Source organism: Paenibacillus sp. FSL K6-2524, assembly GCF_038005525.1.
Classification (GTDB): Bacteria; Bacillota; Bacilli; order Paenibacillales; family Paenibacillaceae; genus Fontibacillus; species Fontibacillus anaericanus.
Map to the genome: position 1 here is coordinate 4,045,631 of NZ_JBBOSP010000001.1, position 23,232 is coordinate 4,068,862.

The 23,232-nt window shown below is 43.8% G+C and carries 26 protein-coding genes and 1 riboswitch; of the genes, 1 reads left to right on the forward strand and 25 read right to left on the reverse strand.

Annotation, left to right across the window (positions count from 1 at the left end):
- Positions 1-25 precede the first annotated feature (25 nt).
- The 11 genes from NST85_RS18585 to ribD all read right to left on the reverse strand — a co-directional run bounded on the left by NST85_RS18585 (position 26) and on the right by ribD (position 9,433).
- Positions 26-559 carry a spore maturation protein gene (locus tag NST85_RS18585; RefSeq protein WP_307395874.1) on the reverse strand — a complete coding sequence of 178 codons (534 nt, stop codon included), beginning with the start codon at positions 557-559 and terminating at the stop codon, positions 26-28.
- A gap of 6 nt (positions 560-565) precedes the next feature.
- Positions 566-1,192: a nucleoside recognition domain-containing protein gene (locus NST85_RS18590; protein ID WP_341190067.1), complete on the reverse strand. Its 627-nt coding sequence runs from the start codon at positions 1,190-1,192 to the stop codon at positions 566-568.
- 34 nt (positions 1,193-1,226) lie between these two features.
- The gene (locus NST85_RS18595; RefSeq protein ID WP_127190903.1) at positions 1,227-2,408 is read right to left on the reverse strand and encodes a D-alanyl-D-alanine carboxypeptidase family protein; all 1,182 of its coding nucleotides are present in this window, start codon (positions 2,406-2,408) and stop codon (positions 1,227-1,229) included.
- Between the two features lie 150 nt (positions 2,409-2,558).
- Positions 2,559-3,044: a GerW family sporulation protein gene (ytfJ, locus tag NST85_RS18600; RefSeq protein ID WP_127190904.1), complete on the reverse strand. Its 486-nt coding sequence runs from the start codon at positions 3,042-3,044 to the stop codon at positions 2,559-2,561.
- Positions 3,017-3,700 carry a DUF2953 domain-containing protein gene (locus tag NST85_RS18605; RefSeq protein ID WP_127190905.1) on the reverse strand — a complete coding sequence of 228 codons (684 nt, stop codon included), beginning with the start codon at positions 3,698-3,700 and terminating at the stop codon, positions 3,017-3,019. The genes ytfJ and NST85_RS18605 overlap by 28 nt, the downstream gene beginning before the upstream one ends.
- Before the next feature lie 155 nt (positions 3,701-3,855).
- Entirely contained in the window at positions 3,856-4,482 is a 627-nt protein-coding gene (gene scpB, locus NST85_RS18610) for an SMC-Scp complex subunit ScpB (protein ID WP_307395884.1), read from the reverse strand.
- Positions 4,451-5,248 carry a segregation and condensation protein A gene (locus NST85_RS18615; RefSeq protein WP_127190907.1) on the reverse strand — a complete coding sequence of 266 codons (798 nt, stop codon included), beginning with the start codon at positions 5,246-5,248 and terminating at the stop codon, positions 4,451-4,453. The genes scpB and NST85_RS18615 overlap by 32 nt, the downstream gene beginning before the upstream one ends.
- 331 nt (positions 5,249-5,579) lie before the next feature.
- The gene (ribH, locus tag NST85_RS18620; RefSeq protein ID WP_127190908.1) at positions 5,580-6,047 is read right to left on the reverse strand and encodes a 6,7-dimethyl-8-ribityllumazine synthase; all 468 of its coding nucleotides are present in this window, start codon (positions 6,045-6,047) and stop codon (positions 5,580-5,582) included.
- A 54-nt stretch (positions 6,048-6,101) separates the two neighbouring features.
- Positions 6,102-7,340 carry a bifunctional 3,4-dihydroxy-2-butanone-4-phosphate synthase/GTP cyclohydrolase II gene (locus tag NST85_RS18625; RefSeq protein WP_127190909.1) on the reverse strand — a complete coding sequence of 413 codons (1,239 nt, stop codon included), beginning with the start codon at positions 7,338-7,340 and terminating at the stop codon, positions 6,102-6,104.
- Positions 7,341-7,366: 26 nt separating this feature from the next.
- Positions 7,367-8,047 carry a riboflavin synthase gene (gene ribE / locus NST85_RS18630; protein ID WP_341190068.1) on the reverse strand — a complete coding sequence of 227 codons (681 nt, stop codon included), beginning with the start codon at positions 8,045-8,047 and terminating at the stop codon, positions 7,367-7,369.
- Positions 8,048-8,320: 273 nt separating this feature from the next.
- Positions 8,321-9,433, reverse strand: a complete 1,113-nt coding sequence (gene ribD, locus NST85_RS18635; protein WP_341190069.1) for a bifunctional diaminohydroxyphosphoribosylaminopyrimidine deaminase/5-amino-6-(5-phosphoribosylamino)uracil reductase RibD — start codon at positions 9,431-9,433, stop codon at positions 8,321-8,323.
- A gap of 270 nt (positions 9,434-9,703) precedes the next feature.
- Positions 9,704-9,873, reverse strand: a riboswitch (FMN riboswitch).
- Positions 9,874-10,129: 256 nt separating this feature from the next.
- On the opposite strand from ribD, the gene NST85_RS18640 reads away from it, so the two are divergent.
- A complete protein-coding gene (locus NST85_RS18640) occupies positions 10,130-10,576 on the forward strand; it encodes a V4R domain-containing protein (RefSeq protein ID WP_127190912.1) in 447 nt (148 codons plus the stop codon).
- Between the two features lie 57 nt (positions 10,577-10,633).
- Here NST85_RS18640 and NST85_RS18645 read toward each other — a convergent pair whose 3' ends face one another.
- From NST85_RS18645 to NST85_RS18710, 14 genes are all read right to left on the reverse strand, one after another.
- On the reverse strand, positions 10,634-11,071 hold the full coding sequence (locus tag NST85_RS18645; protein WP_127190913.1) for a peptidylprolyl isomerase: 438 nt from the start codon (positions 11,069-11,071) through the stop codon (positions 10,634-10,636).
- A gap of 127 nt (positions 11,072-11,198) precedes the next feature.
- Positions 11,199-12,530 carry a diaminopimelate decarboxylase gene (gene lysA / locus NST85_RS18650; protein WP_341190070.1) on the reverse strand — a complete coding sequence of 444 codons (1,332 nt, stop codon included), beginning with the start codon at positions 12,528-12,530 and terminating at the stop codon, positions 11,199-11,201.
- Positions 12,531-12,641: 111 nt separating this feature from the next.
- Positions 12,642-14,168, reverse strand: coding sequence for a spore germination protein (locus NST85_RS18655; RefSeq protein ID WP_370877670.1), 1,527 nt, complete (start codon positions 14,166-14,168; stop codon positions 12,642-12,644).
- 79 nt (positions 14,169-14,247) lie between these two features.
- Positions 14,248-14,673 carry a stage V sporulation protein AB gene (locus NST85_RS18660; protein ID WP_341190071.1) on the reverse strand — a complete coding sequence of 142 codons (426 nt, stop codon included), beginning with the start codon at positions 14,671-14,673 and terminating at the stop codon, positions 14,248-14,250.
- Complete coding sequence (locus NST85_RS18665; protein WP_341190072.1) at positions 14,670-15,311, reverse strand: stage V sporulation protein AA; 642 nt, start codon at positions 15,309-15,311, stop codon at positions 14,670-14,672. Before NST85_RS18665 ends, NST85_RS18660 begins: the two co-directional genes overlap by 4 nt.
- A 145-nt stretch (positions 15,312-15,456) precedes the next feature.
- On the reverse strand, positions 15,457-16,212 hold the full coding sequence (gene sigF, locus NST85_RS18670; RefSeq protein ID WP_127190918.1) for an RNA polymerase sporulation sigma factor SigF: 756 nt from the start codon (positions 16,210-16,212) through the stop codon (positions 15,457-15,459).
- 11 nt (positions 16,213-16,223) lie between these two features.
- Positions 16,224-16,676 carry an anti-sigma F factor gene (spoIIAB, locus tag NST85_RS18675; protein ID WP_341190073.1) on the reverse strand — a complete coding sequence of 151 codons (453 nt, stop codon included), beginning with the start codon at positions 16,674-16,676 and terminating at the stop codon, positions 16,224-16,226.
- Complete coding sequence (spoIIAA, locus tag NST85_RS18680; protein WP_127190920.1) at positions 16,673-17,026, reverse strand: anti-sigma F factor antagonist; 354 nt, start codon at positions 17,024-17,026, stop codon at positions 16,673-16,675. Before spoIIAA ends, spoIIAB begins: the two co-directional genes overlap by 4 nt.
- 88 nt (positions 17,027-17,114) lie before the next feature.
- A complete protein-coding gene (locus tag NST85_RS18685; protein WP_341190074.1) occupies positions 17,115-18,302 on the reverse strand; it encodes a D-alanyl-D-alanine carboxypeptidase family protein in 1,188 nt (395 codons plus the stop codon).
- Between the two features lie 162 nt (positions 18,303-18,464).
- Positions 18,465-19,796, reverse strand: a complete 1,332-nt coding sequence (locus NST85_RS18690; protein WP_341190075.1) for a pyrimidine-nucleoside phosphorylase — start codon at positions 19,794-19,796, stop codon at positions 18,465-18,467.
- Positions 19,797-19,817: 21 nt separating this feature from the next.
- Positions 19,818-20,642: a purine-nucleoside phosphorylase gene (locus NST85_RS18695; RefSeq protein WP_127190923.1), complete on the reverse strand. Its 825-nt coding sequence runs from the start codon at positions 20,640-20,642 to the stop codon at positions 19,818-19,820.
- Between the two features lie 18 nt (positions 20,643-20,660).
- Positions 20,661-21,851 (reverse strand): phosphopentomutase, encoded by a 1,191-nt coding sequence (gene deoB, locus NST85_RS18700; protein ID WP_341190076.1) that lies wholly within the window; start codon positions 21,849-21,851, stop codon positions 20,661-20,663.
- A 20-nt stretch (positions 21,852-21,871) separates the two neighbouring features.
- A complete protein-coding gene (xerD, locus tag NST85_RS18705; protein ID WP_341190077.1) occupies positions 21,872-22,801 on the reverse strand; it encodes a site-specific tyrosine recombinase XerD in 930 nt (309 codons plus the stop codon).
- A 97-nt stretch (positions 22,802-22,898) separates the two neighbouring features.
- Positions 22,899-23,135 (reverse strand): DUF4227 family protein, encoded by a 237-nt coding sequence (locus tag NST85_RS18710; RefSeq protein ID WP_127190926.1) that lies wholly within the window; start codon positions 23,133-23,135, stop codon positions 22,899-22,901.
- Between the last annotated feature and the right edge of the window lie 97 nt (positions 23,136-23,232).

Below are 23,232 nucleotides of genomic sequence, written 5' to 3' on the forward strand. Positions count from 1 at the left end.
TGCTATCAAATCTATTAAAGTAACTTTAACTAAACATAAGAAGGCATACACAAATAGCGGCGATAAAACCAACAATGTCAGAGAATAGTCCGACCTTTAGGGCATAACGACCATTTTTGATCCCCACAGCTCCAAAATATACAGTTAACACATACAGTGTTGTATCCGTGCTACCTTGGACCGTGGAAGCTATCCGACCGATCATCGAATCTGGTCCATATGTCTTAATCAGATCCGTCGTGAATGCGAGCGAACCTGTCCCTGTTAGCGGTCTAAGGATACCTAGCGGTAACACTTCAGGTGGAACCCGAAGGCTTTCTAAGAGAGGTGTCATCCATCCAACAAAAAAATCAAGTGCGCCTGAAGCGCGAAACACACTGATTGCCACCATCATCCCCACCAAATGCGGAATAATGCCAATGGCCGTTGAAAATCCATCCTTGGCCCCATCTACAAAGGATTCATATACGGGTACTCGTTTCAAATATGCATATAATGGAATAAATGCTATCATCACAGGAACAGCCCAGGCGGACAATACATTAATCCAATCCAACAATTAGGCTCACCTCTTCAGGGATAAAGTGGGCGGAGACGATGGTGGCAGTGTTCTACGAATACTCCTCCGTCGATACCAACGATCTGCTACGATTGCAGCAGCAGTAGCAACTGCGGTCGCAAGTAAGGTTGATCCTACTATCTCGGTCGCATTTGCGGAATGAAAGTTAAGACGAATTGCAATCAGCGTAGTTGGTATTAAAGTAATACTTGCAGTATTAAGTGCTAGTAATGTACACATTGCAGGTGAGGCAGTCTCTTTATCTGGATTCAATTCTTGTAGTTCCTGCATAGCTCGGATCCCCATTGGTGTAGCTGCATTTCCAAGACCAAGTAAATTCGCGCTAATATTGGATAGAATATAGCCCATAGCAGGATGGTTCTTTGGCACATCTGGGAACAAGAATGAAACAACAGGACCAAGCACCCTAGAAATGACTTTGACCAAGCCTGAATCTTCTACCAGTCGCATAATACCTAACCAGAATACTAGCACGCTAATAAGACCAAAACTTACAGTAACACCAGTCGCTGCACCATCAAAAGCTGCTTTCGTTACAGTGTTTATATCCCCCTTGAGCGCGGCAAATATAAATCCTATTAGAATTAGCGCAAGCCAAATTTTATTCACCATAACTTATCCACTCTCCCTTCAAGGTCCCCGGTCTTTATCCGGCAAGAAGCAGTGATTTGAATACTGCGATTAGCGCACCCGTCCAACCGCTCTGTTCTGCAAGTGTGTTTCTAGTAGCAGTAGCTCCTGTAGATATTTGACGTTGGTCCTGTTGCTGTGGAATAATCCTGCCTTTCTCGTATACCGGTACATTTCCAATGGGTTCACCATCTAAAGTAATTCTAATCTCGCCCCGATACCCAAAGTCATCAGGTGTTCTGATATTGGTTAGCGTAAGTCTCTTCTCAATTTTTGCTACCTCTCCAGTTGCAAGAGCATACCGGAACCCGCTTCCCGTGACTAGTCCATCCCCGACCGCTTGTCCCTCGCCGATCAAATCGGTGAGGGGAAAATTGTTAAATCCATAATCAAGCAACTTTTGATGGTCGTTCCAATCATCACCATCATTAATTGTAACTACGACAAGTTGTTGTCCCCCGCGTGTGGCCGAACTAACAAGACATCGTCTAGCAATTTTGGTATATCCAGTCTTCACACCATCTGCCCCTTCGTAGAGCCGGAGCATCTTATTCTTGTTATCCCATTTATAATCCCATGGATCGTTTGGATTAGGTGCTTTTTTACTTCGTGTGGATACGATCTCTTTAAAGTCAGGATTATGTAATGCATATGCCGTCAATTTAGCGAGGTCGTTTGCGGAAGAATAGTGATCTTTAGCATCTAAACCGTGAGGGTTTTGAAAATGTGTATGCTCTAGGCCAATTAGCCTTGCTTTCTCATTCATCAAATGAGCGAAGCCCTCTTCAGAACCTCCAATATGCTCCGCAATTGCGGTTGCCGCATCGTTACCCGAGCGTAGCATCAAACCATACAACATGTTACGCAGACTCATTTCCTCACCCAACTGAAGATATAGTGACGAACCCTCTTTCGCAAAGGCATTACGCCCAACAGTTACCATTTCGTCTAACTTACCATGTTCAATTGCAACAATAGCTGTCATAATTTTTGTCAAACTTGCAATGGGTAGCTCTTGGTCGCCATGGCTTGAATATAAAATCCGCCCCGATGTTACATCGATAAGCGCAAATGCCTGAGCATGAGTGGAGGGAGCCCCTTGATTCAGTTGTCCCGCTTGTACACCTACGGGAGAAACCAAAATAAAGCAGAGAACCCAAACGCAAATAAAAGCTGTTATTGTTGTTATCTTCTTCATCTCTAATTCCTCCGGACTAGTTGCAAGATTACTTGTATCACTATATGCGACGGTACAAGAGAGTATGTCCACCCTTGATCCGCCAAAAAAAAGACCCTTCCCGAGTTTCCGGAAAGGATCATTTCCCACCTAACACGGTACAAAGTCTTTTTAAGTGGAGGACTGTGATCCATGTTTAGAATCAGTTTCATTTAAGATGATTTTGGATTCCGGCTTACCCGCATTTTTTGAACTACCATCACTTGAGAATAAGGATTGGATTTTATCAATAAAATGTGGCAATGCATCAATCATCTTCTCCATGAGATGTGTCTGATTGTCGAGCGGCACGATGTTTACACCTTGCTTACCGACAACAAGAAATGCAATAGGATTAATGGATACCCCACCGCCGCTACCGCCACCAAATGGCCGTGATTTCCCGCCATCTGCGGAGTTGCCCGCATTATTCCCTGAACTTTCTAAGTTAAAGTCGCTCCCACCTGCTGCGAATCCGAATCCAACGCGGCTAATTGGCAGGATCACACTACCGTCTGGGGTTTCTACAGCATCACCCACAATCGTATTGACATCGACCATTTCTTTAATATTTTCCATCGCTGTTTGCATTAACCCTTGAATAGGATGTTCAGCCATTTCCTCACTCCTCCTTTCACTTTTAACACCCGAACTATAAGTATCAGTCCAGCATATATAGCATAACCGCAGCGGATTTTAGCTATGCAGTGGATTTCGGTGGAAAATAACGGCGGACTATCGAAAATAGGAACAACAAACAGTTTCGGCCTTTGTCTTAAAGATACATGATTAGAGAGCCCCCCAACCAATGTGGACTTGATCGCCCAAAGAATTCCCGTCAGAGTTGCTGTATGTGCCGCATCGGAAAGTGCAATATTTGTAGACCAATCTAGCCTGTGGAAGGAGAGTTTCTTAAGCAACTGCCTAAGCCACTTCTTAAATTCAAAGACGGCCTGCAATACTCTGTGAAATTTTGTGACCCAAATCTCCATCTTTTCCTTATTTACATCTTGTTCGTTACTTGAAGTATGGCCTTTGAAGAAATTAGTAACGACATTGTCCTCCACCTGAAAGCCTTGTTTCACACTACGTAGAACGATGGAGGGTACTTCGTAATGGATGCGAATTAATCCGTATACAAACTTGATATCCAGCAAAACAATCTCATCCCAATTTTTCTTCCGTGCCATCAAATCTATAGATATGTTGGACATCAGGATCAATACAACAGCTAACAGTAGCAAGACTAAAATGCCTCCGAGCCAAATCCACACGGGAAAGCCCTCCAAGCCTATCAAATAACAATCTTCCTGTAGTATGGCTTCCCAAAAGAGATAAAATTCGTCAATATGAACGTTAGCTTAGGCTGAACTAACGTATTTGCACAAAAAAAACGGCCGCTCTTATTCAGAGCGAACCGTCTATTTATTTATTGACCATTCTCATTCGAGTTGTCATTTACATCATCAAAAGTAAGCTGTTGCTGCTCCTCTAGTTTTTGGAACAAGAGCTGTGTCTCCTCTTCCAAGTTCTCAGTGTTCTCGAAATTAGACATATCAGGCAGGTCCTTTAGACTTCCTAATGCGAAATAATCTAGAAACGCCTTCGTAGTCCCATATAAGATAGGTCGTCCGATTGCTTCTGCTCTACCTACCTCTTCAATTAAGTCTTTGTTAACCAAAGTATGAATAGCTCGTTCCGTCTTTACCCCACGTATCTCCTCAATTTCTACTCGAGTGATCGGCTGGCGGTAAGCAACAATCGAGAGAGTCTCGAGTGCAGCCTGAGATAAGGAAGAACGAGAAGGTGAATAAGCTAACCGCTCGAAATAAGGGGCATGTTCAGGTAGTGTTGCGAATTGGTATTTCCCCGCAATCTGAACAATCTGTAATCCCCGACCTTCACGCTCGAATGATGTTTTCATATCCAATAGTGCATCTGTGATTAATTCTGGTCTTTGCTCGGTAACTTCCGAGATCTGCTTAACTCCGAGCCCCTCTTCACCTGCTAGAAATAACAATCCCTCAATAATCGACTTCAATTCCTGAAAATTCATTAACCTGTCCTTCCCCTCTCCACTCCATAACAATATCGTCAAACAGTCTACTCTGATAACAGACAATTTGTTTCATCTTCATCAATTCCAATACAGCGAGAAAAGTAACAACAATCTCATGACGGTACATCTCAGGATGCAATAGCTTTGAGAACAGCAATCTACCGCCCTTGCCGGTCATCTCTAAGGCCGATACGACTTCCCTAATACGATCTTTAACTGAGATTTCATCCCGTTGAATACGTGCGACAACATTTCGTTTAACCGCCCTTCTCAGTGCCTTCTGAAATACAGAGATTAAGTCCTCCGTATGCAGACCTTTCACTGGGTTCTCAACGACTCGAGGCATGAATGGCGTCAAATCCTCCGGCTCTTTGGAGAAAATAAGACTACGCTCCCACTCGCGTTCGTGTAGATGTTCAGCGATTCCTTTATATTTGCGATATTCGATTAGCTTGCGAATAAGTTCATCTCTAGGATCGTCTTCATCATCCATCAAATATTCAAAATCGTCATCAAACTCGATCACTGGTGGTTTGGGCAATAGTTGCTTGCTCTTAATTGACAATAACGTTGCCGCCATGACAAGAAATTCGCTCGTAACATCCAACTCTAATTCCTGCATGCTATGCAAATATTGAAGATATTGATCCGTTATATCGCTAATAGAGATTTGGTGAATATCAATCTCAGCTTTATCGATCAGATGGAGCAGCAAATCAAGCGGCCCCTCGAAAGTTTCCAACTTATATGATACTGTCGTCAATGAAAATATCCTCCGCCCATTAGTGCCTGCTTGTACACATGTAAGTATATTAGTTGATTAAATAACAAGATACAGCGGAGAGAGCGAAATGATTCTAAAGAAGTAAAAGCTTTCCTTGGAAAGTTACCTCGTAAGCATACGCTTCGTTCGCCTTTGTCTCCGAATTTCAACCTTTTAAATAATTTAATCAAGAAATACGGGGACAACAGCGATCGTAAGAACATTTCGCTATCGCAGCCTAATCACAGTCATAATTCATCTTATATAGTACAAGCTGAGCAAATGAAAAATGTAGTACCCTAAGAAAAAAGGGTACTACATTAAATAAGCACTATTTTAGCTGTTTCGTCAAGTTTGCCATCTCAATTGCTGCCATCGCAGCATCCCAGCCCTTATTTCCAGCCTTCGTACCCGCACGCTCAATCGCCTGCTCGATATTTTCTGTTGTGACTACACCGAAGATCGTTGGAATACCTGTCTTGAGACCAATGGCTGCTACACCCTTTGCAACTTCATTACATACATAGTCATAATGTGAAGTTGAGCCCCGAATGACCGTTCCAAGTGTTATGACCGCATCGTAGTTGCCACTCTCGGCCAGCTTTTGTGCGGCGAAGGGAATTTCGAATGCACCCGGTACCCAAGCGACTGTAACTTCGTCATCCTGAACTCCATGTCGCTTCAACGCGTCCAACGCGCCTCCCAGTAATTTACTTGTAATAAATTCGTTAAACCGGCCAACCACGATCGCATATTTAAGTCCTTCCGATACGAGAGTTCCTTCGAATACATGTGTCATAGGAATCAAACCTTTCATTATAAGATATTATATTTTTTAGCTGAATTTCTAAGGTTAAACTTTAGCAGATTCATCTTGCTCCAAATCATCAAATTCCAGCAGATGTCCTAGTTTAGACTGTTTGACATGTAAATAATTACTATTATTTTGGTTTTCCTTGATTTGAATTGGTACTCGTTCCACCACTTCCAATCCGTAGCCTTCAAGGCCTTTGATTTTACGTGGATTATTGGTCATTAAGCGAATTTTCCGAACACCAAGATCTTTTAAAATCTGAGCGCCAATCCCATAATCTCGAAGGTCTGCCGGAAATCCAAGTTCAAGGTTAGCATCTACTGTATCCAGGCCCTGCTCCTGCAACTTGTAAGCTTTAAGCTTATTGACAAGTCCAATCCCACGACCTTCTTGCCTCATGTATAAAAGCACACCATTTCCAGCCTCTTTAATTTGGCGGAGTGCCGCTTCAAACTGCGGACCGCAATCACAACGATGGGAATGAAATACATCCCCAGTTAAACATTCTGAATGCACACGTACTAGGATCGGTTTCTCACTATCGATCTCACCCATAACAAGAGCAACGTTTTCCTTGGCATCTACATCATTGGTATACGCAATAGCTTTAAATTCACCGTAATCTGTTGGCATTTGAACTTCTACTTCACGAGTTACGAGCTTTTCTTTTTCGTTACGATAGTGGATTAGATCCTTGATACTTATTAATTTCAAATCAAATGTCTCAGCCATTTCCGCTAAATCCGGAAGCCGGGCCATCGTACCATCTTCTTTGATAACTTCACAGATCACAGCCGCTGGATACGCTCCACACATCCGAGCTAAATCTACTGCTGCTTCGGTATGACCTGCACGCCGAAGCACGCCACCTTTCTTGGCTATCAGTGGGAACATGTGGCCAGGGCGACGGAAATCTGACGGTTTAGCATTAGGATCCATAATCCCTTTCACCGTTGCAGAACGTTCATACGCTGAAATCCCGGTTGTTGTATCTTTGTGGTCTATAGAAACAGTAAACGCCGTTCCATGGTAATCGGTATTCTGCGCCACCATCGGCTGTAAATCAAGTTCTTCCGCACGCTCCTGTGTAATTGGCAGGCACACAAGGCCCCGTCCTTGACTTATCATAAAGTTGATGACTTCAGGAGTCGCTTTTTCTGCGAGAGCGATAAAATCCCCTTCGTTCTCACGATCTTCATCATCAACCACGATAACTACTTTCCCACGCATTAAATCGTATATTGCTTCTTCGACTTGATCCAGTTGAATATCGTTCATTACGATCCCCTCCTCTGGGTTGTTCATTATACAAAACCATTCTCCACTAGAAATGACATATCTACTGTGGACGATGAAGCTCTGTTGGATGTATTAAGATCACCTTCCCGGGAATTCCCGTATTTCAGTAGGTGCTCCACATACTTCCCAAGTATGTCACATTCCAAATTCACCGTATCGCCAGTATTCTTAAAAGCAAATAAAGTTTCGGACAAAGTATGTGGAATAATCGAAATACTGAACCCTCTATCCGTCATCTCCACCACAGTCAGGCTAATACCATCCACAGTAATCGAACCTTTTGGAATAATGTATTTGGATAAGGCATGATCGGCTGGAGCAATTTCGTACACAACTGCATTCTGATCTTTCTTCATGCCCACGATAGTTCCTACCCCGTCGACATGTCCCTGTACGATATGACCTCCAAACCGCCCGCCGGCTAACATTGCACGCTCTAGATTAACTTTGCTTCCAGGCTTCAAATCCTTCAAATTTGTGTTGCGGTAAGTTTGCGGCATCACATCAACAGTGAATTTATTACGATGAAATGTAGTCGCTGTAAGGCAAACTCCGTTTACGGATATGCTATCGCCCAATTTCAGCCCATCGGTTATCAGACCAGCTGCGATTTCCAGCACCATCGCTTCTCCTTTGCGACTGACGGAACTCATTGTTCCTACTTCTTCTACGAGACCGGTAAACATGGGCTCTCCTCCTTTGCTTAGTACATGTAAAAGTGTGGTGAACGGGCATGGACAATCGGTGTGATTCAAACTTCCGATCGTTGTTGCCACGTGATTGTATGATCTTATAACACCCAGCAGGGTTACAATCACGTGGCAAAGACGAACGCTACGCTTCTCCAGTTTTGAATCTCACCTCGTGTCCACCTGTACTTTTCACCACACTTTTAAAAATGTAGTGAATCAAACTCGTTTCGCGGTAGAATACGCGATTGAGTTAGATCAACGGATGCGTCAGGTGGTTTCGGTGGGCCAGATGGGGTTTCCTCTGATACATACGTTATCTCCGATTTGTTCCACTTGGATGTTGCTTAAAGTGATTGCATCCTGCATGAGATCAAAACCGTCAAACATGAAGTTCCCTGGAGCTTCATAGCCACCGACAAGTTTTGGTGCAAAGAATAGGACGATCTCATCGGCTAGTTTCTTGTGGATGAGGGAACCATTCAATCGACCTCCACCCTCTACAAGAACTGAAGAAATATCCATTTCTCCTAAATTGGTTAGCCCTAGATACAGATCTACTTCAGATCCATCACCGCAGGGGATAACCGTGATCCCTTGCTTAGTTAATCTAGACAATCTTCCTTCATCTGCCTGACTTGTTGTTAGGATAATCGTCTGAGCTAGGCCGTCAGTAAGTACTTTGGAGGACTCTGGAATCCGTAATGTAGAGTCAACAATGATACGGATCGGTGACAATCCAGGCACCTCAAGTCTCGTTGTTAGCTGCGGGTCATCTGCAATAACCGTTCCCACACCAACCATGATCCCTTGATGCCTATGACGCATCGTGTGAACCATCTCACGGGACGACTCATTTGAAATCCATTTACTATCCCCTGACTTAGAGGCGACTTTCCCATCCAATGTACTCGCAGTCTTGATTGTCACGTAGGGAATACCGGTAGTAATAAACTTAATGAATTGCTTGTTCAGCCTGATTGCCCGGTCCCGAAGCACACCAACTTCCACTTCTATCCCGCTCTGTCGAAGTAATTCAATACCACGACCTGCAACCTGGGAATTAGGATCCTCACAAGCCACCACTACTCGTGATACCTTCTCAGCGATAAGTCGTTCTGCGCAGGGAGGGGTTTTTCCATAATGGCTACAAGGTTCAAGTGACACATAGACTGTGCTACCTTCAGCCGACGGTCCGGCCATGTTTAGAGCATAGACTTCAGCATGTGGATCGCCTCTTTTTAAGTGCGTGCCTAGTCCAAGGATAGCTCCATCTTTCACCACTACAGCCCCGACAACTGGATTCATCCCCGTTTGACCTTGTGCATGCTCCGCCATATCTAGCGCTAATCCCATGTAATACTCGTCGTTGATCTTATCCATTTGCTCTTCTTCCACCCCCTACAACTGCTGATAAACATAAAAATCCCTACCGGAAAAATCCAGTAGGGAACAATGAGAGTTGTTGTACGCAAATAAAGTCAGCAAATCAGGACATTAGGCGACAAAGTTAAAATAATAGCTAACCCAAATAAGCCTAAAAACCCTTTTTTCTAATGCCCACAACAAAGCAATACTACTTTGTGAAAAAATGGACATGAAAAAAACTGCTCTACATTTAGGACACATAGGTATTAATCTATGTGTACCTGCGTTCTCCTTCTCCCATCCAGACTATACTGTCGGTCCCGGAATCACACCGGCTCAGCCATATGCACATGAAAAGCCACATACAGGTCACGGACTCATGCATACCTTGATAGTTTAATCCAAGATATGCCATCACCGTCGGTAGGGAATCTCACCCCTCCCCGAAGGATTGCATCAAATATTAAATTTTGAGTTGTTACTTGAAAAGTATTACCTTTCCATTATGACGGTATCTTATCACCAAGACAAAAATAAATCAAGGTTCCTGGAAACACTTGCATGCAAGCTATATTCTTGTCAAAAAATATAACTGAGAATAATTCTCATAATTTAGTGATGATAATCACAAGGGGTGTGCAAAGTTGAGGGTAGGATAAAAGCAACTGGTACAAGTAATTAAACTCTACATAAGGAATGGAGAAATGCGAAATGAATGATTTTAGCTTTGAGGACATGAAACAGATTAAACGGAAAAATTTAGGTTCTGAAGTTCCTTTAGAATTGTTCAGGGCTATTCGATTAATTGGAATGTATCAAGGCTTGCCCTCAGGTGGGAAAGGTACAACCATGACGATAGGAAGAAAAATTGGTCAGAGCTTGCCTGTAACAACGGTCGAAGAACTACTACAGCTTTTGGAGGATTTAAAGATTGGTATACCTCACATCATTAGTTCTACTGAACGAAGTATGCATATCGCTGTTGAGGATTGTTTCTGTGAAGGACTTCCAGCACACGAAGGTCAAATGGTCTGTGATCTTGAAGGAGCCATTATGGAGGGGGCATTGTCTAAAATTTACAACAAGAGAGTAACAGCTAAGGAAGTGAAGTGCAATGTTAACGGAGATGAACGGTGTGAATATGAACTGAGATTCTAGCTTACAAAAAAATCCCCCTTCTGATGAGTGCCATCAGGAGGGGGATTCATTATATTCCTACTCTTCGTCCCAAACAGTAACTTCTTTCATCTTGTCGCCGGCTTTGATCTGATCAACAAGTTCCATACCGGAAGTAACTTTACCAAATACAGTATGCACTCCATCCAAATGTGGCTGTGCTTCGTATACGATAAAGAACTGGCTTCCGCCTGTGTCTTTACCAGCGTGAGCCATGGATAGAACCCCACGAGCGTGTTTCGTTGTGTTGGTTGCTGTTTCACATTTGATTGTGTAACCAGGTCCACCAGTACCATTACCTGTTGGACAGCCACCTTGAGCAACAAAACCTGGAATTACACGGTGGAATGACAAACCATTATAAAATCCGGAGTTCGCTAATTTTTCAAAGTTAGCTACCGTACCTGGTGCTTCTTCTGGCAAGAACTGAATTTCTAGTTCTCCACCCTTTTCCAAAATGATTTTACCTTTTTTCATATGGATCACTTCCTTTTCATGTCTCTTAAATTGAACCTATTACAGTGTACTATGAAATCGCACAAGGAGCAAAGAGACTTGCAAAGGAAGTTCAAATAATTAAAGAAGAATACCTGAATAAATACCCTTATTTAAGCGAAGGTTGCTTTGAAATCCGTTCTGGAATCAAGTCGCCTGCGATGATATCCTGTAGACTTTCTCTCTTGACGACGAGATCGCTAGTACCCTCATTAACGAATACAACAGCAGGACGAGGAATTCGGTTATAATTGCTCGCCATAGCATAATTGTATGCTCCAGTACAAGCAACAGCAAGTAGGTCACCACTGTTAGCCTTAGGAAGTTCTAAATCCCAAATGAGCATATCACCACTTTCGCAGCATTTACCCGCAATTGAGACCGTTTCTTCGGCAAGATCATTAGCACGATTTGCTAGTGTTGCCTCATATTTGGAATCGTACAATGCTGGACGAGGATTATCTGTCATGCCGCCATCCACAGCTACGTATTTACGCACACCTGGGATGTCCTTCATCGTACCGACCGTATATAAGGTCGTTCCGGCGTCCCCGACAATACTCCGGCCCGGTTCAACCCAGATCTCTGGTAGTTGAGCGTAGACATCGGCAAAATATGTCTTCACAGCATCCGTGATTGACTTAACGTAATCGGATACTTTCAACGGCGTATCTTCAGCTGTATAACGGATGCCGAAACCTCCACCCAGATTCACTACTTTAAAGATAACATCTAGCTTTTGCTTCACTTCTCTCGAGAAGTCTGCAACTCGTTCGATTGCCAATTGAAATCCTTCAACCTCAAAGATTTGTGATCCAATATGAGAATGAAGACCAAGTAAATTCAAGTTCGAACATTCTGAAGCTAGCTGTACCGCTTCAAATGCCGATCCATTTGCGATATCAAAGCCGAACTTGGAATCTGTTTGCCCTGTAGAAATGTATTCATGTGTATGAGCCTCCACCCCAGGTGTAACACGCAGAAGAACATTGACGTTCATACCTTTATCCGCTGCGAGCGCCTGGAGCATGTGAAGCTCAGTAAAATTATCTACTACAAAACAACCGATACCTGCTGATAAAGCCATTTCTAATTCGGCAAGTGTTTTGTTATTTCCATGAAAATGGATACGCTTTGCAGGGAAGCCAGCTTGAAGGGCTGTATAAAGCTCACCTTCTGAGACAACATCAAGGGATAGTCCCTCTTCTTCGACAAGTCGGCACATCGCCATTACACAGAAAGCTTTACTCGCAAAAGCAACCTGAAACGTCAGACCTGATTCTCTAAAAGCCCCCATATATTCGCGGCATCTTTGCCGAACAAGAGCTTCATCCATGATGTACAACGGAGTGCCATAAGTTTCTTTCAATTCTACAGTGTCACAACCGCCAATTTCTAAATGAGCTTTTGCATTTATTTTGCTCGTACCGTGTAAATACATCTATGCAGGCCTCCACTTTCAATTTTTACACCAGTATAGCAAACAACTAGCAAACTGAAAAATGGATTTTTGTGAATATCATTTGTATTCTTTGTAGGACGGCCTGTTTATCTACTCATCAGTTGGCATTCTCGTATTGTCTCTTGTCTTATTTATTGACGGTCTGAGCTTAGAAGTTAAGACCGGTACACGTACCAGAACAGCCGCCATTGCTTTTGCATTAAACGGAATAAACGGCCACATATACGAAGAATTGTAGGAGCGTCGTAACGTAAGGAACACAATCCATGCAGTAACACCTACAATAAAGCCAGATGCACCAAATATGGCGACCGCAACGAGTAGTATAAGCCGTACGATTCGATTAGCTAAACCCAGCTCATAACTCGGTGTTGCAAACATACCGATTGCTGCCACGGCCATATACAACACAACCTCATTAACGAACAGCCCCGTCTTTACTGCAATATCGCCGATCATGATAGCTGCGATCAAACCCATCGCCGAAGCTAGCGGTGTCGGGGTATGTACTGCAGCCATTCTTAGAAGATCTACGCCAATCTCTACAAATATAAACTGAGCGATCAGCGGGATATTTCCCTGTTCTTGTGGACCAATAAATGCTAGAGCAGCCGGCTTCAATTCGGGATGAACAACTATTAACAGCCAGATCGGGAGTAGAAATAGGGAAGCAAATATGCCGAAGAAACGAACCCATCGCAGATAAGTTCCCATAAAGGCTGTTTGTCTATTTTCTTCGGCATGTTGGCATAGATCAAAGAAGGTAGTCGGGAGAATAATGACACTCGGTGAGGTGTCTACAAAAATAACCACGCGTCCTTCCATCATATGTGACGCCACGACATCAGGACGCTCAGAGTAACGTACGAGGGGATAAGGATTCCAACCTTTATGAAGGATTGCCTCTTCCAGTTGCTTGTCCGCTAGTGGGATCCCGTCGATATTCACTTCCTCAATCTTCTTCCGTACGTCATCCACCAAATTTTTATCTACAATATCATCGATATAGGAAAGAACAACATCCGTCCGCGTACGACGTCCAACAGTCATGGCTTCAAATTTAACGCCTGGATCCCGTAGTCGCCGTCTTACAAGTGTCACGTTGGATAGTAAAGTCTCCGTGAATCCATCCCTTGCCCCTCGAACAACCCTTTCTAGCGAAGGTTCTTCTGGACTCCGTGATGGGAAAGAGCGGGTATCCATAACGATTGCTGCCTGTACTCCTTCGATGAACAGTGCACTCATTCCCGTCATTACCTTGTTTACAGCCTCACTTAATTTCTCAAAGGTCATCACTTGAATATGAGGAATATACAAATCAAGTAGTCTTTGGAGTGCATCTTTAGACAAACTGTCCGGCTCCAAATACGTTAGTCTTTTAAGTACATCCTGCATTATTTCATCTTTAGCAAATCCACTAATGTAGAATAGCGCTGTTTTTCTGCCCCCAAACGTCATCTCACGGAATTCAATATCAAAGCTTTCACCAAGTCCTATAACTTCCTTGAGAGTCTGCTTTGTAATCTCTAGCGAATCATTGATCTCGTCTGTTTTCTGCCAATATATAATGGACTCTTCTATAGAGTCGGATTCCTCATTCTCTTTCTTACGCCGCATCGCATCACTATCAACATTATGCAGCCCTTTCTCATCATTCGCGGTTGTCCGTCCCATTTACTCATTCCTCCCTAACGATTTATGACCTGTAGATAAACCATTCAAAAAATGAACCCGCTACCTTACCACATACCATCGCAAGCAGTAAACCTAACAAATAACGCTGCATTCGCAATCTTTTGGCCAGAATCGGAAGAACGTTAAGCACTTCTGTAAGTGCAGCAGCAAGCATCCCAACAAATATCCCATTAAGTAATCCGACAATCCCGCTCCCAATCCATGGGCCAGAAATATGCCAATTCCAGAAATCGCCTACTGTTCCAATAAACGAGCCACATACCATCGCACCTTCGTACCAGTGAACTTTTTTATACGTTTTAGTAACTTGAGCCAGCCTCGGAATTACATCCAGAACGATAAACAACGCTATCACACCACCGCCTACGGCAACGCCCCCCGCTAATCCAAGAAAAATAGAAACTAGACCCGATACTAAGGGGGTCAAGGAGCTTTCTCCCGTACGGAATCATTCGGCATTTTCTTGTACTCCTCAGCTATGATGTAATGATTCAAGTTCTCCTGATATAGAAACATTTCAACTTCAAGCGGGGTAGGTTCCTCATTCCAATTTTTTTTGAATAAATGGTTAAAGAAAACAATCATCCCGAGTCCGAGTCCCATGGAATAAGCCGCCTGGAACAAGTAAGGATGCTCGTCTCGTTCCCCCGTGATCATTTCAACGATACGGACTTGTACCTCAGGCATACTGACATCTGCGTGAAAGTTCATAATCGTTAGTGCAGCACCGAAGAACAATAGTAACCAGACGAGCACAAATAGGATTGGAGATGGTTTCTTCTCTTTGCTAACTAGTTCGACTAACACATGCGGCTCACCGACAAATTCGACCTGAATTTCAGGAAACTGTTCTCTGATGACTCTAATGACATGCAACATATCAATAACGATCAAATTTCCATCACGACTCTCTGGCCGAACAAGAACCAGACTCAGCAATTTTGCCTCCTGATCTGGTTCAGCTAACACGCGGGCAACGTCCCCCAGTTTAATCGGAGATCCTGGAGGGAGTCCTACCTGTTTGCGAAGACGTAAATATATAATAGAGGCGGGTCTTATCCCCATTAAATTCACCCCTTAACTGCCGTATTGTGCATAGTATGCCAAGACATACTCATTTTTACTCTGTCCCACTGACTCGCTGACATAACAAAAAAACGGCTCCTCGGGAAAGGTCCCTGAAGAAGCCGCTTTTAATGTTATGCATTGATTATTGAGCGATCTGGTCACGAATGCTTTGCAATATTTTTTTCTCCAACCGGGACACCTGTACTTGAGATATCCCAAGCCGTGTTGCAACTTCAGACTGGGTCTGATCGCGATAGTATCGCAAATACACGATAAGCCTCTCACGTTCATTCAAACCATCAATCGCTTCATGTAGAGCGAGCTTATCAAACCATCGTTCTTGAGACTCATCGGCAATTTGATCCATTAGCGTGATGGGATCTCCATCATTCTCGAATACTGTTTCGTGAATGGAAGCTGGTGGTTTATTCGCTTCTTGAGCAAATACCACTTCTTCAGGGGATACCCCGAGTGCTTCAGCGACCTCTTTTATCGTTGGAAGTCGATTCAAATGCTTAGATAACTCATCTTTCATTTTGCGAACTTTATTCGCCATCTCCTTGAGAGAGCGGCTAACTTTGAGAGTTCCATCATCACGTAAAAAACGTTGAATCTCTCCGATAATCATGGGTACCGCATACGTAGAAAACTTCACATCGTAACTAAGATCAAATTTATCAACCGACTTTAATAGACCGATACAACCGATTTGAAACAAATCATCTGGGTCGTATCCTCGATTCATAAACCGCTGCACTACAGACCAGACCAGCCGAATATTACTATTAACCAGCCGATCCCTTGCTCCATTATCGCCAGACTGGCTCAGAGCAATCAACCGCTTCACTTCCGTGTCGTTTAGAAACTCTCGCGAGGTTTGCTTCACATCAGCATCCATAGACCCAACCCCTAATTGTATAAAGCTTTCTTGGATACAATCCGTTTCTTCATTCGAATGGAGGTACCACCACCGACCTCACTGAAGACGTCGAACTCATCCATGAAATTCTCCATGATTGTGAAGCCCATACCCGAGCGTTCCAACTCAGGCTTTGACGTATAAAGTGGCTGTTTAGCCAACTCCAAATCCTCAATGCCTCGTCCCTTGTCTTCAATGATCAATGTAACCGTGTCGTCCTCGATACTTGCAGAAATGATCACGACACCTTCTGGATTACCATCATAGCCATGAATAATGGAATTCGTAACCGCCTCCGAAACTACCGTCTTTAAATCAGTAATCTCATCCATAGTAGGGTCGAGTTGAGACACGAAAGCCGCTACGGTTACGCGGGCAAACGATTCATTCTCCGACCTCGCAGCAAAATGCAGCGACATAAAGTTACCTTCAGTTGAACTCATAGCGCCACCTCCAAATCAGAGAGAGCCACTTCTTCGTTCTCGAATATGGACATAATCTTGAACAAACCTGACATATCAAACAGTCGGTACACCGACGGGTTGACGTCGCATAATACCATTCTGCCACCTCTCTGCTTGATCAACTTGTATCTCCCCAGAATAACTCCGAGCCCTGAACTATCCATAAACTGAAGTGATTTCAGGCTTAATACAAGATGACGGCAACCAGCACGACCAAGTTCTTCATCCATACGCATCCGTACATCATCCGCTGTATGGTGATCTAACTCTCCACTTAAACGTACAATTAACGTATCGCGGGTTCTTTCCATCTCCGCATGCAAATTCACGTCTGTTCACTCTCCTCTCTGACATGAACACACATTTCTACATGTAATTGATATAATCCTTCTCTGTGACAAAACTAGAAGAAAACTCCTATGAATCTACAAAAAACAAGTGTGATGCCGTTCGTTTAAACAATGTCCACCAACCTGCTTTATCAATCGCTGAGGGTGCTTTCAATTCAAACTCGGTTAATACCTTACCATCTTGGTAAACAACCAGCTTGCCAATTACCTGTCCTTCTTTCACAGGTGCACTGACCTTTTCAGGCACAACTACCTTCTGGGTGATTCCTTCCGCCGCTCCTTTTTTAACAAGAACGCTCAGTTGACGTGGTGCAATTATTTCAAGTTGGGCTGTTTTACCCTTTTGCACCTTCACTTTGCTGACGACTTCACCCGCTTTATAAATTGGCTGTAATGAATATTGGGAGAATCCATAGTCAAACATGGCCGAAACTTCATTATTTCTTGTCTTTGTATTTGGTTCTCCAAGCACAACCGCGATTAACCTTAGCCCATCCCGTGTAGCGGTAGCTGACAAACAGAACTTCGCTTCGGATGTATACCCTGTCTTAAGACCATCTGCGCCGCTATAGAAACGGACTAACTTATTGGTATTTACCAGCCAAAAGGGCTTTGCAGAATCTTTACGTAAATAATCCTGATAGGAACCTGTGTACTTTGTAATAATTGAATATTTGAGCAACTCTCGGCTCATAACAGCGATGTCATTAGCCGAACTATAATGATTCGCAACGGGTAAGCCATTGCAATTTTCGAAATGTGTATCCTTCATACCCAGTTGTTCTGCTCTTTGGTTCATCAGCTTTATAAAAGCCTTCTCCGATCCAGCGATTTTCTCGGCCAGAGCTACAGATGCATCATTACCTGATGCCATTGCTACCCCTTTTAACATATCGTCAACGGTCATCTCTTCCCCAGGTTCAAGGAAAATTTGTGAACCACCCATGGATGAGGCATATTCGCTCGCCCTAACTTTATCCGTTAATTTCAACGAACCTTTGTCAATGGCTTCCATAGTTAGGAGCATTGTCATGATTTTTGTAATACTAGCAGGTGGTAACTTCTCATGACTTTTCTTTTCGTAAATCACGGTACCTGTGTCGGCATCCATCAAAATAGCAGAACGGGCACTCTCCGCAAGTACGGTACCATCATCGTCTTCATGAAGTCGGCTTTGTGCTGCGTTAATAGATGCAGGATAGACCGAGACTACCAATATCAACGTGAGTATCCACGTCAACATTACCTTTTTCATGATTAATCCCCCTTAGACATACATTTAATTCTGATAACCTAGTATCATCCATATCACGGTAAAATATTCCTTATAGCACAAAAAAACCGTAGCATCTCCGGTAACCCTGATTCGGATTACTGAAAATGCTACGGTTCGCAGCAATTCAGGCTCTATCTCAACCTAGAATCTCTTTATTCCTTCCGGTGTTACGAGAGCAAATACAAGGGGGCGTCTTTGCACTTTAACCGTAGAGATACCATATGCCTCTCTTACTCTATTCCCCGCTTCTTCACACCCGGCCCTATGCGCCTCATTCAGATGCAGAACAGCTAATGTTTCACCTAAGGCCACCGGATCACCGATCTTCTTGTGAAGGACTACACCTGCCGCTAGATCGATGATAGAATCCTTTGTCTCTCGTCCAGCGCCCAGTAACATTGCGGCAATTCCAATCTCCTCAGCTTGTATAGACTCCACAAAACCATCACTCGAAGATTTGACTTCGACAATAATTTCGGCCTGAGGGAGTAATTGTAGATCATGAATTTGAGTGATATCTCCACCTTGGGCTTGAACTAAGGCTTTTAACTTGTCCAGTGCTTCGCCACTGCTTAGCTTCTCCTGAAGGATCTTTCGCGCTTCAGCTTCCGACTCTGCCTTTCCACCCAACACAAGCATATGCGAGGCTAATATCAGGCAAACCTCTTCTAAGTCTGCAGGGCCCTCACCCTTCAGAGTTGCTACAGCCTCTTTGATTTCTAGTGCATTACCAATGGCATATCCGAGCGGTTGATCCATATCACTGATTACCGCAACCGTGCTTCTTCCGACCTGTGTCCCTATATCGACCATCGCTTTAGCAAGACGGATGGAATCATCCAACGTCTTCATAAAAGCTCCACTACCCGTTTTGACATCAAGAACGATTGCATCTGCACCCGCCGCAATTTTCTTGCTCATCACGGAACTAGCAATGAGTGGAATTGAATCCACCGTTGCTGTCACATCACGTAGACCGTACAGCTTCTTATCCGCAGGTGTCATGTTGCCGCTCTGACCCACAACAGCAAGTCCGATCTCATTCACTTGATTGAAGAACTGTTCTTTCCCAAGCTCCACAGAGAAGCCTGAGATGGCTTCTAGCTTGTCGATTGTTCCACCAGTATGTCCTAGTCCACGACCAGACATTTTCGCCACTGGCACGCCAGCAGCGGCAACAAGTGGCCCAAGAACAATGGTTGTCTTATCGCCTACACCGCCTGTAGAGTGCTTATCGACCTTAAGACCATGAATCGAACTAAGATCAACCATATCTCCTGAAGCAGCCATATGAAGCGTCAGATCAGCCGTTTCACGCGCACTCATACCTTGATAGTATACAGCCATGGCCCAAGCCGCCATTTGATAATCAGGAACATCACCTACACTGTAACCTTGAATCAAGAAGCCAATCTCTTCGTTGCTAAGCTCCAAGCCATCTCTCTTTTTTCGAATCAGATCTACGGCTCTCATCAGTTTCATCACCTTCCAGATTTACAATTCAGGAATGATTGACAGTACAAGACTTAGAAACTTCTCACGAACCCGCTCAGTTGTCTCCATCACTTCAACATGCGATAGCGGTTGATCAAGAATACCAGATGCCATATTACTAATACAGGAAATACCGAGCACTTCGATTCCCGCATGTCTGGCTACAATAACTTCTGAAACGGTGGACATTCCAACTGCGTCCGCGCCTAGTGTACGAAGCATTACAATTTCAGCTGGCGTCTCATAAGTTGGACCAAGGAGTCCAGCATAAACACCTTCCTGAAGCTGTACACCCTGTTCTATGGCGACCCGCTTGGCTGTCTCGCGTAGTTTACGACTATAAGCCTGCGACATATCAGGGAACCTTGGACCCAGTTCATTGTCATTAGGTCCGATTAACGGATTCTTACCAGTCATATTGATATGGTCAGAAATCAGCATTAAATCCCCTGGTTCATAAGCAGTATTAACACCACCTGCAGCATTGGTTACGAGTAGTTTCGATACCCCAAGCTCCTTCATGACTCGAACGGGAAAGGCTGTCAGTTCTGGGCCGTAACCTTCGTACATATGAAAACGGCCTTTCATGAGTACAACGGGTACTCCTTGAAGTGAACCAACTAGCAATTCGCCCGCATGTCCCTCAACAGTTGATTGTGGAAAATGAGGGATATCTTGATAAGCGATACTTACCGCTTCTTCAATATGCTCAGCTAGAACACCTAGACCAGACCCTAGGATAAGTCCAATCTCTGGGGATACTGGAGATTTTGATTTGATGTATTGTGCAGCTTCTCTGATCATGTCTTGCGTTAAAGTCGTCATTATTACTTTCACTCCTAATTATGATTTCAATTGTTTTAGGAAACTTTTCCCATGCTGCGTACCGTTGATGCCAAAGTTATCTGCAATCGTTGCCGCAAGATCCGCGAATGTCGCACGAATACCCAAATCAACTGACTGAGTTAACCCTGGGCTATAAACAAGTAATGGAACGTATTCCCGTGTATGATCCGTCCCTGCATGAATTGGATCATTTCCGTGATCCGCCGTAATGATGAGTAAATCTTGATCTCCTACCTGATTCATCAAATCCGGCAATGAAGCATCAAATTCCTCCAGAGCACGAGCGTACCCTTCTGGATCTCTCCGATGACCGTATAAGGAATCAAAGTCAACTAAATTCGTAAACAATAGGCCTGAGAAATCTTGTCCCATAAGAGCAATTGTCTCATCAATGCCATGACGGTTACTCTTGGTCGGATGGGATGCTGTCACACCTTCTCCACTAAAAATATCGTTGATTTTCCCAACAGCGACTACATCTCTCCCTGCATTCTTCAGGGCGTTAAGAACCGTTGGCTCCGGTGGATTCACTGCATAATCGTGGCGATTGGATGTTCTTTTAAAATTACCTGGCTCGCCAACGAAAGGACGGGCAATAACTCGGCCCACGGTATGTTCCGGTTCTAACGTGAGTCTGCGGGCAATTTCGCATGCGCGATATAACTCGGCCAAAGGAATAACTTCCTCGTGTGCAGCAATTTGAAACACACTATCTGCTGAAGTATATACGATCCACGCCCCTGTTTCCATATGTTCTGCCCCAAGTTCATCAAGAATTTCGGTTCCCGATGCCGGTTTATTACCAATCATTTTGCGTCCTGTCTCTGCTTCAAAGCGAGCGATCAAATCACGTGGAAATCCTTCCGAATACGTTTGGAATGGAGTAGAAATCTTAAGGCCCATCAATTCCCAATGTCCGGTCATCGTATCCTTACCTGTGGAGATTTCAGCCATCTTACCATAAGAAGCAGCTGGAGACTCTACCGCGCTTAGATTTGGCAACTCAGCAATATTCCCAAGCCCTAACTTCTGTAAATTCGGTAATTTGGTGTTCGGCACTTTCTCTAAAATATGACCTAAAGTATGTGAGCCCTCATCGCCATATTTCTTCGCATCCGGTAATTCTCCAATACCCACGCTATCAAGTACAATTACAGTAATCTTCTTAAACTTGTTATTATTATCCATTTTCATTCACTCCTCTTTTCTTAGCGGTTAGTTAAGTTATCCCCATTAGTCATAAAAGCATTCTTCGCTCGGGGGTGAAATGAATCATATACGGATTTAATATTCGGCTTAGATTTATTCAAATAAATCTGTACTGTCGAAACATCAGCATGTCCTAACATTTCCTGAACCGACCTTAAGTCAGCCCCTCCGGCAATTAAATGCGCAGCGAAGGAATGACGTAACGTGTGGGGCGTAATATCGATAACAAATCCGGCTTCTTGACCATATTTCTTAATAATCTTCCAAAATCCCTGGCGGCTAATAGCTATCCCGCGGCTATTGAGAAATAGAGCACCAAGACTCTCATCATGACTCAATTGTGGCCTACTTTCCAGCAAGTACCTTTCCATCCAATCAGCAGTCATACCGCCAATCGGAATAATCCGCTCCTTGCCGGTTGTTCCGGAGCAGCGTACAAATCTTAGGCCAGTATCTACATCCTCCACCTTTAATGAGATGAGCTCAGACACTCGGATGCCCGTAGCGTACAAGAGCTCCAACATCGCCTTATCTCTCATACCCAGCGGGTTGGTTACATCAGGTAATTCCAGCAGTCTTTCCGTTTCCTCCACCGTAAGAGTCTGAGGAGTTTTATTATCGCTCTTAGGCATGTCCATCATTAGAAATGGATCCTGATCAACAAGTCGTTCACGAACAAGAAATTGAAAGAACGCTCGTAGGGATACCGCGGCTCTAGTGATCGTCGCAGGCGCTTTTCCCCATTCCTTCATTGCAGAGAAATAGAGCAAAATTCCTGCCCGAGTAACCTCACGAAAACTGCTCGTCTCTCGATCATCGAGATAGGCAACAAACTGTTTCAAATCTCTAGAGTAAGACTCTAAAGTCGCACCGCTAAGTCCTTTCTGATCTGCTAAATGAGAAATAAAAGAGGCTACATATTGTTCCAATTTCTCATGCCTCCTTTCATCCACCATAAGTCCTATCCTATAGGATAAGTCTATTTATAATAATTCAACATTCCTACGTAATTCCCTGCTGTTGGGCTTATTCTCCATACCAGAAAAATAACTTTAATCTTTCCGACATTACACCAACGGCACTGTCCCCATCCGTACCGGAACGAAACGCTTTGACGGCGGATCCATCTGGAATACGGTACTTGTCCATCGGAAATATATACCCTTCCAACAGCCCAAGAACCCTATACATGATATAAGCTAATACGATAAAGGCTATCAAATATTTAAGCGATCGCAGCCACTTCCGCAATGAAATTACCATAATCTCTCCCTCTTCCTATATAACCGAAATGCCATCCCATCAACCCATTTGCTCATTGCATGGGACTCGCTTATATCAGTATATAAAAGAGATGTGG

What these genes read in the sequence shown, in the direction of transcription:
- NST85_RS18590 (WP_341190067.1), bottom strand. Translation starts at nt 1,192, where the DNA reads ATGGTGAATAAAATTTGGCTTGCGCTAATTCTAATAGGATTTATATTT.
- NST85_RS18595 (WP_127190903.1), bottom strand. Translation starts at nt 2,408, where the DNA reads ATGAAGAAGATAACAACAATAACAGCTTTTATTTGCGTTTGGGTTCTC.
- ytfJ (WP_127190904.1), bottom strand. Translation starts at nt 3,044, where the DNA reads ATGGCTGAACATCCTATTCAAGGGTTAATGCAAACAGCGATGGAAAAT.
- scpB (WP_307395884.1), bottom strand. Translation starts at nt 4,482, where the DNA reads ATGAATTTTCAGGAATTGAAGTCGATTATTGAGGGATTGTTATTTCTA.
- ribH (WP_127190908.1), bottom strand. Translation starts at nt 6,047, where the DNA reads ATGACACATGTATTCGAAGGAACTCTCGTATCGGAAGGACTTAAATAT.
- NST85_RS18625 (WP_127190909.1), bottom strand. Translation starts at nt 7,340, where the DNA reads ATGAACGATATTCAACTGGATCAAGTCGAAGAAGCAATATACGATTTA.
- ribE (WP_341190068.1), bottom strand. Translation starts at nt 8,047, where the DNA reads ATGTTTACCGGTCTCGTAGAAGAAGTAGGAACAATGAGTTCCGTCAGT.
- ribD (WP_341190069.1), bottom strand. Translation starts at nt 9,433, where the DNA reads ATGGATAAGATCAACGACGAGTATTACATGGGATTAGCGCTAGATATG.
- NST85_RS18640 (WP_127190912.1), top strand. Translation starts at nt 10,130, where the DNA reads ATGAATGATTTTAGCTTTGAGGACATGAAACAGATTAAACGGAAAAAT.
- NST85_RS18645 (WP_127190913.1), bottom strand. Translation starts at nt 11,071, where the DNA reads ATGAAAAAAGGTAAAATCATTTTGGAAAAGGGTGGAGAACTAGAAATT.
- lysA (WP_341190070.1), bottom strand. Translation starts at nt 12,530, where the DNA reads ATGTATTTACACGGTACGAGCAAAATAAATGCAAAAGCTCATTTAGAA.
- NST85_RS18655 (WP_370877670.1), bottom strand. Translation starts at nt 14,168, where the DNA reads ATGCGGCGTAAGAAAGAGAATGAGGAATCCGACTCTATAGAAGAGTCC.
- NST85_RS18665 (WP_341190072.1), bottom strand. Translation starts at nt 15,311, where the DNA reads ATGGGGATAAGACCCGCCTCTATTATATATTTACGTCTTCGCAAACAG.
- sigF (WP_127190918.1), bottom strand. Translation starts at nt 16,212, where the DNA reads ATGGATGCTGATGTGAAGCAAACCTCGCGAGAGTTTCTAAACGACACG.
- spoIIAB (WP_341190073.1), bottom strand. Translation starts at nt 16,676, where the DNA reads ATGAGTTCAACTGAAGGTAACTTTATGTCGCTGCATTTTGCTGCGAGG.
- NST85_RS18685 (WP_341190074.1), bottom strand. Translation starts at nt 18,302, where the DNA reads ATGAAAAAGGTAATGTTGACGTGGATACTCACGTTGATATTGGTAGTC.
- NST85_RS18690 (WP_341190075.1), bottom strand. Translation starts at nt 19,796, where the DNA reads ATGAGAGCCGTAGATCTGATTCGAAAAAAGAGAGATGGCTTGGAGCTT.
- NST85_RS18695 (WP_127190923.1), bottom strand. Translation starts at nt 20,642, where the DNA reads ATGACGACTTTAACGCAAGACATGATCAGAGAAGCTGCACAATACATC.
- deoB (WP_341190076.1), bottom strand. Translation starts at nt 21,851, where the DNA reads ATGGATAATAATAACAAGTTTAAGAAGATTACTGTAATTGTACTTGAT.
- NST85_RS18710 (WP_127190926.1), bottom strand. Translation starts at nt 23,135, where the DNA reads ATGGTAATTTCATTGCGGAAGTGGCTGCGATCGCTTAAATATTTGATA.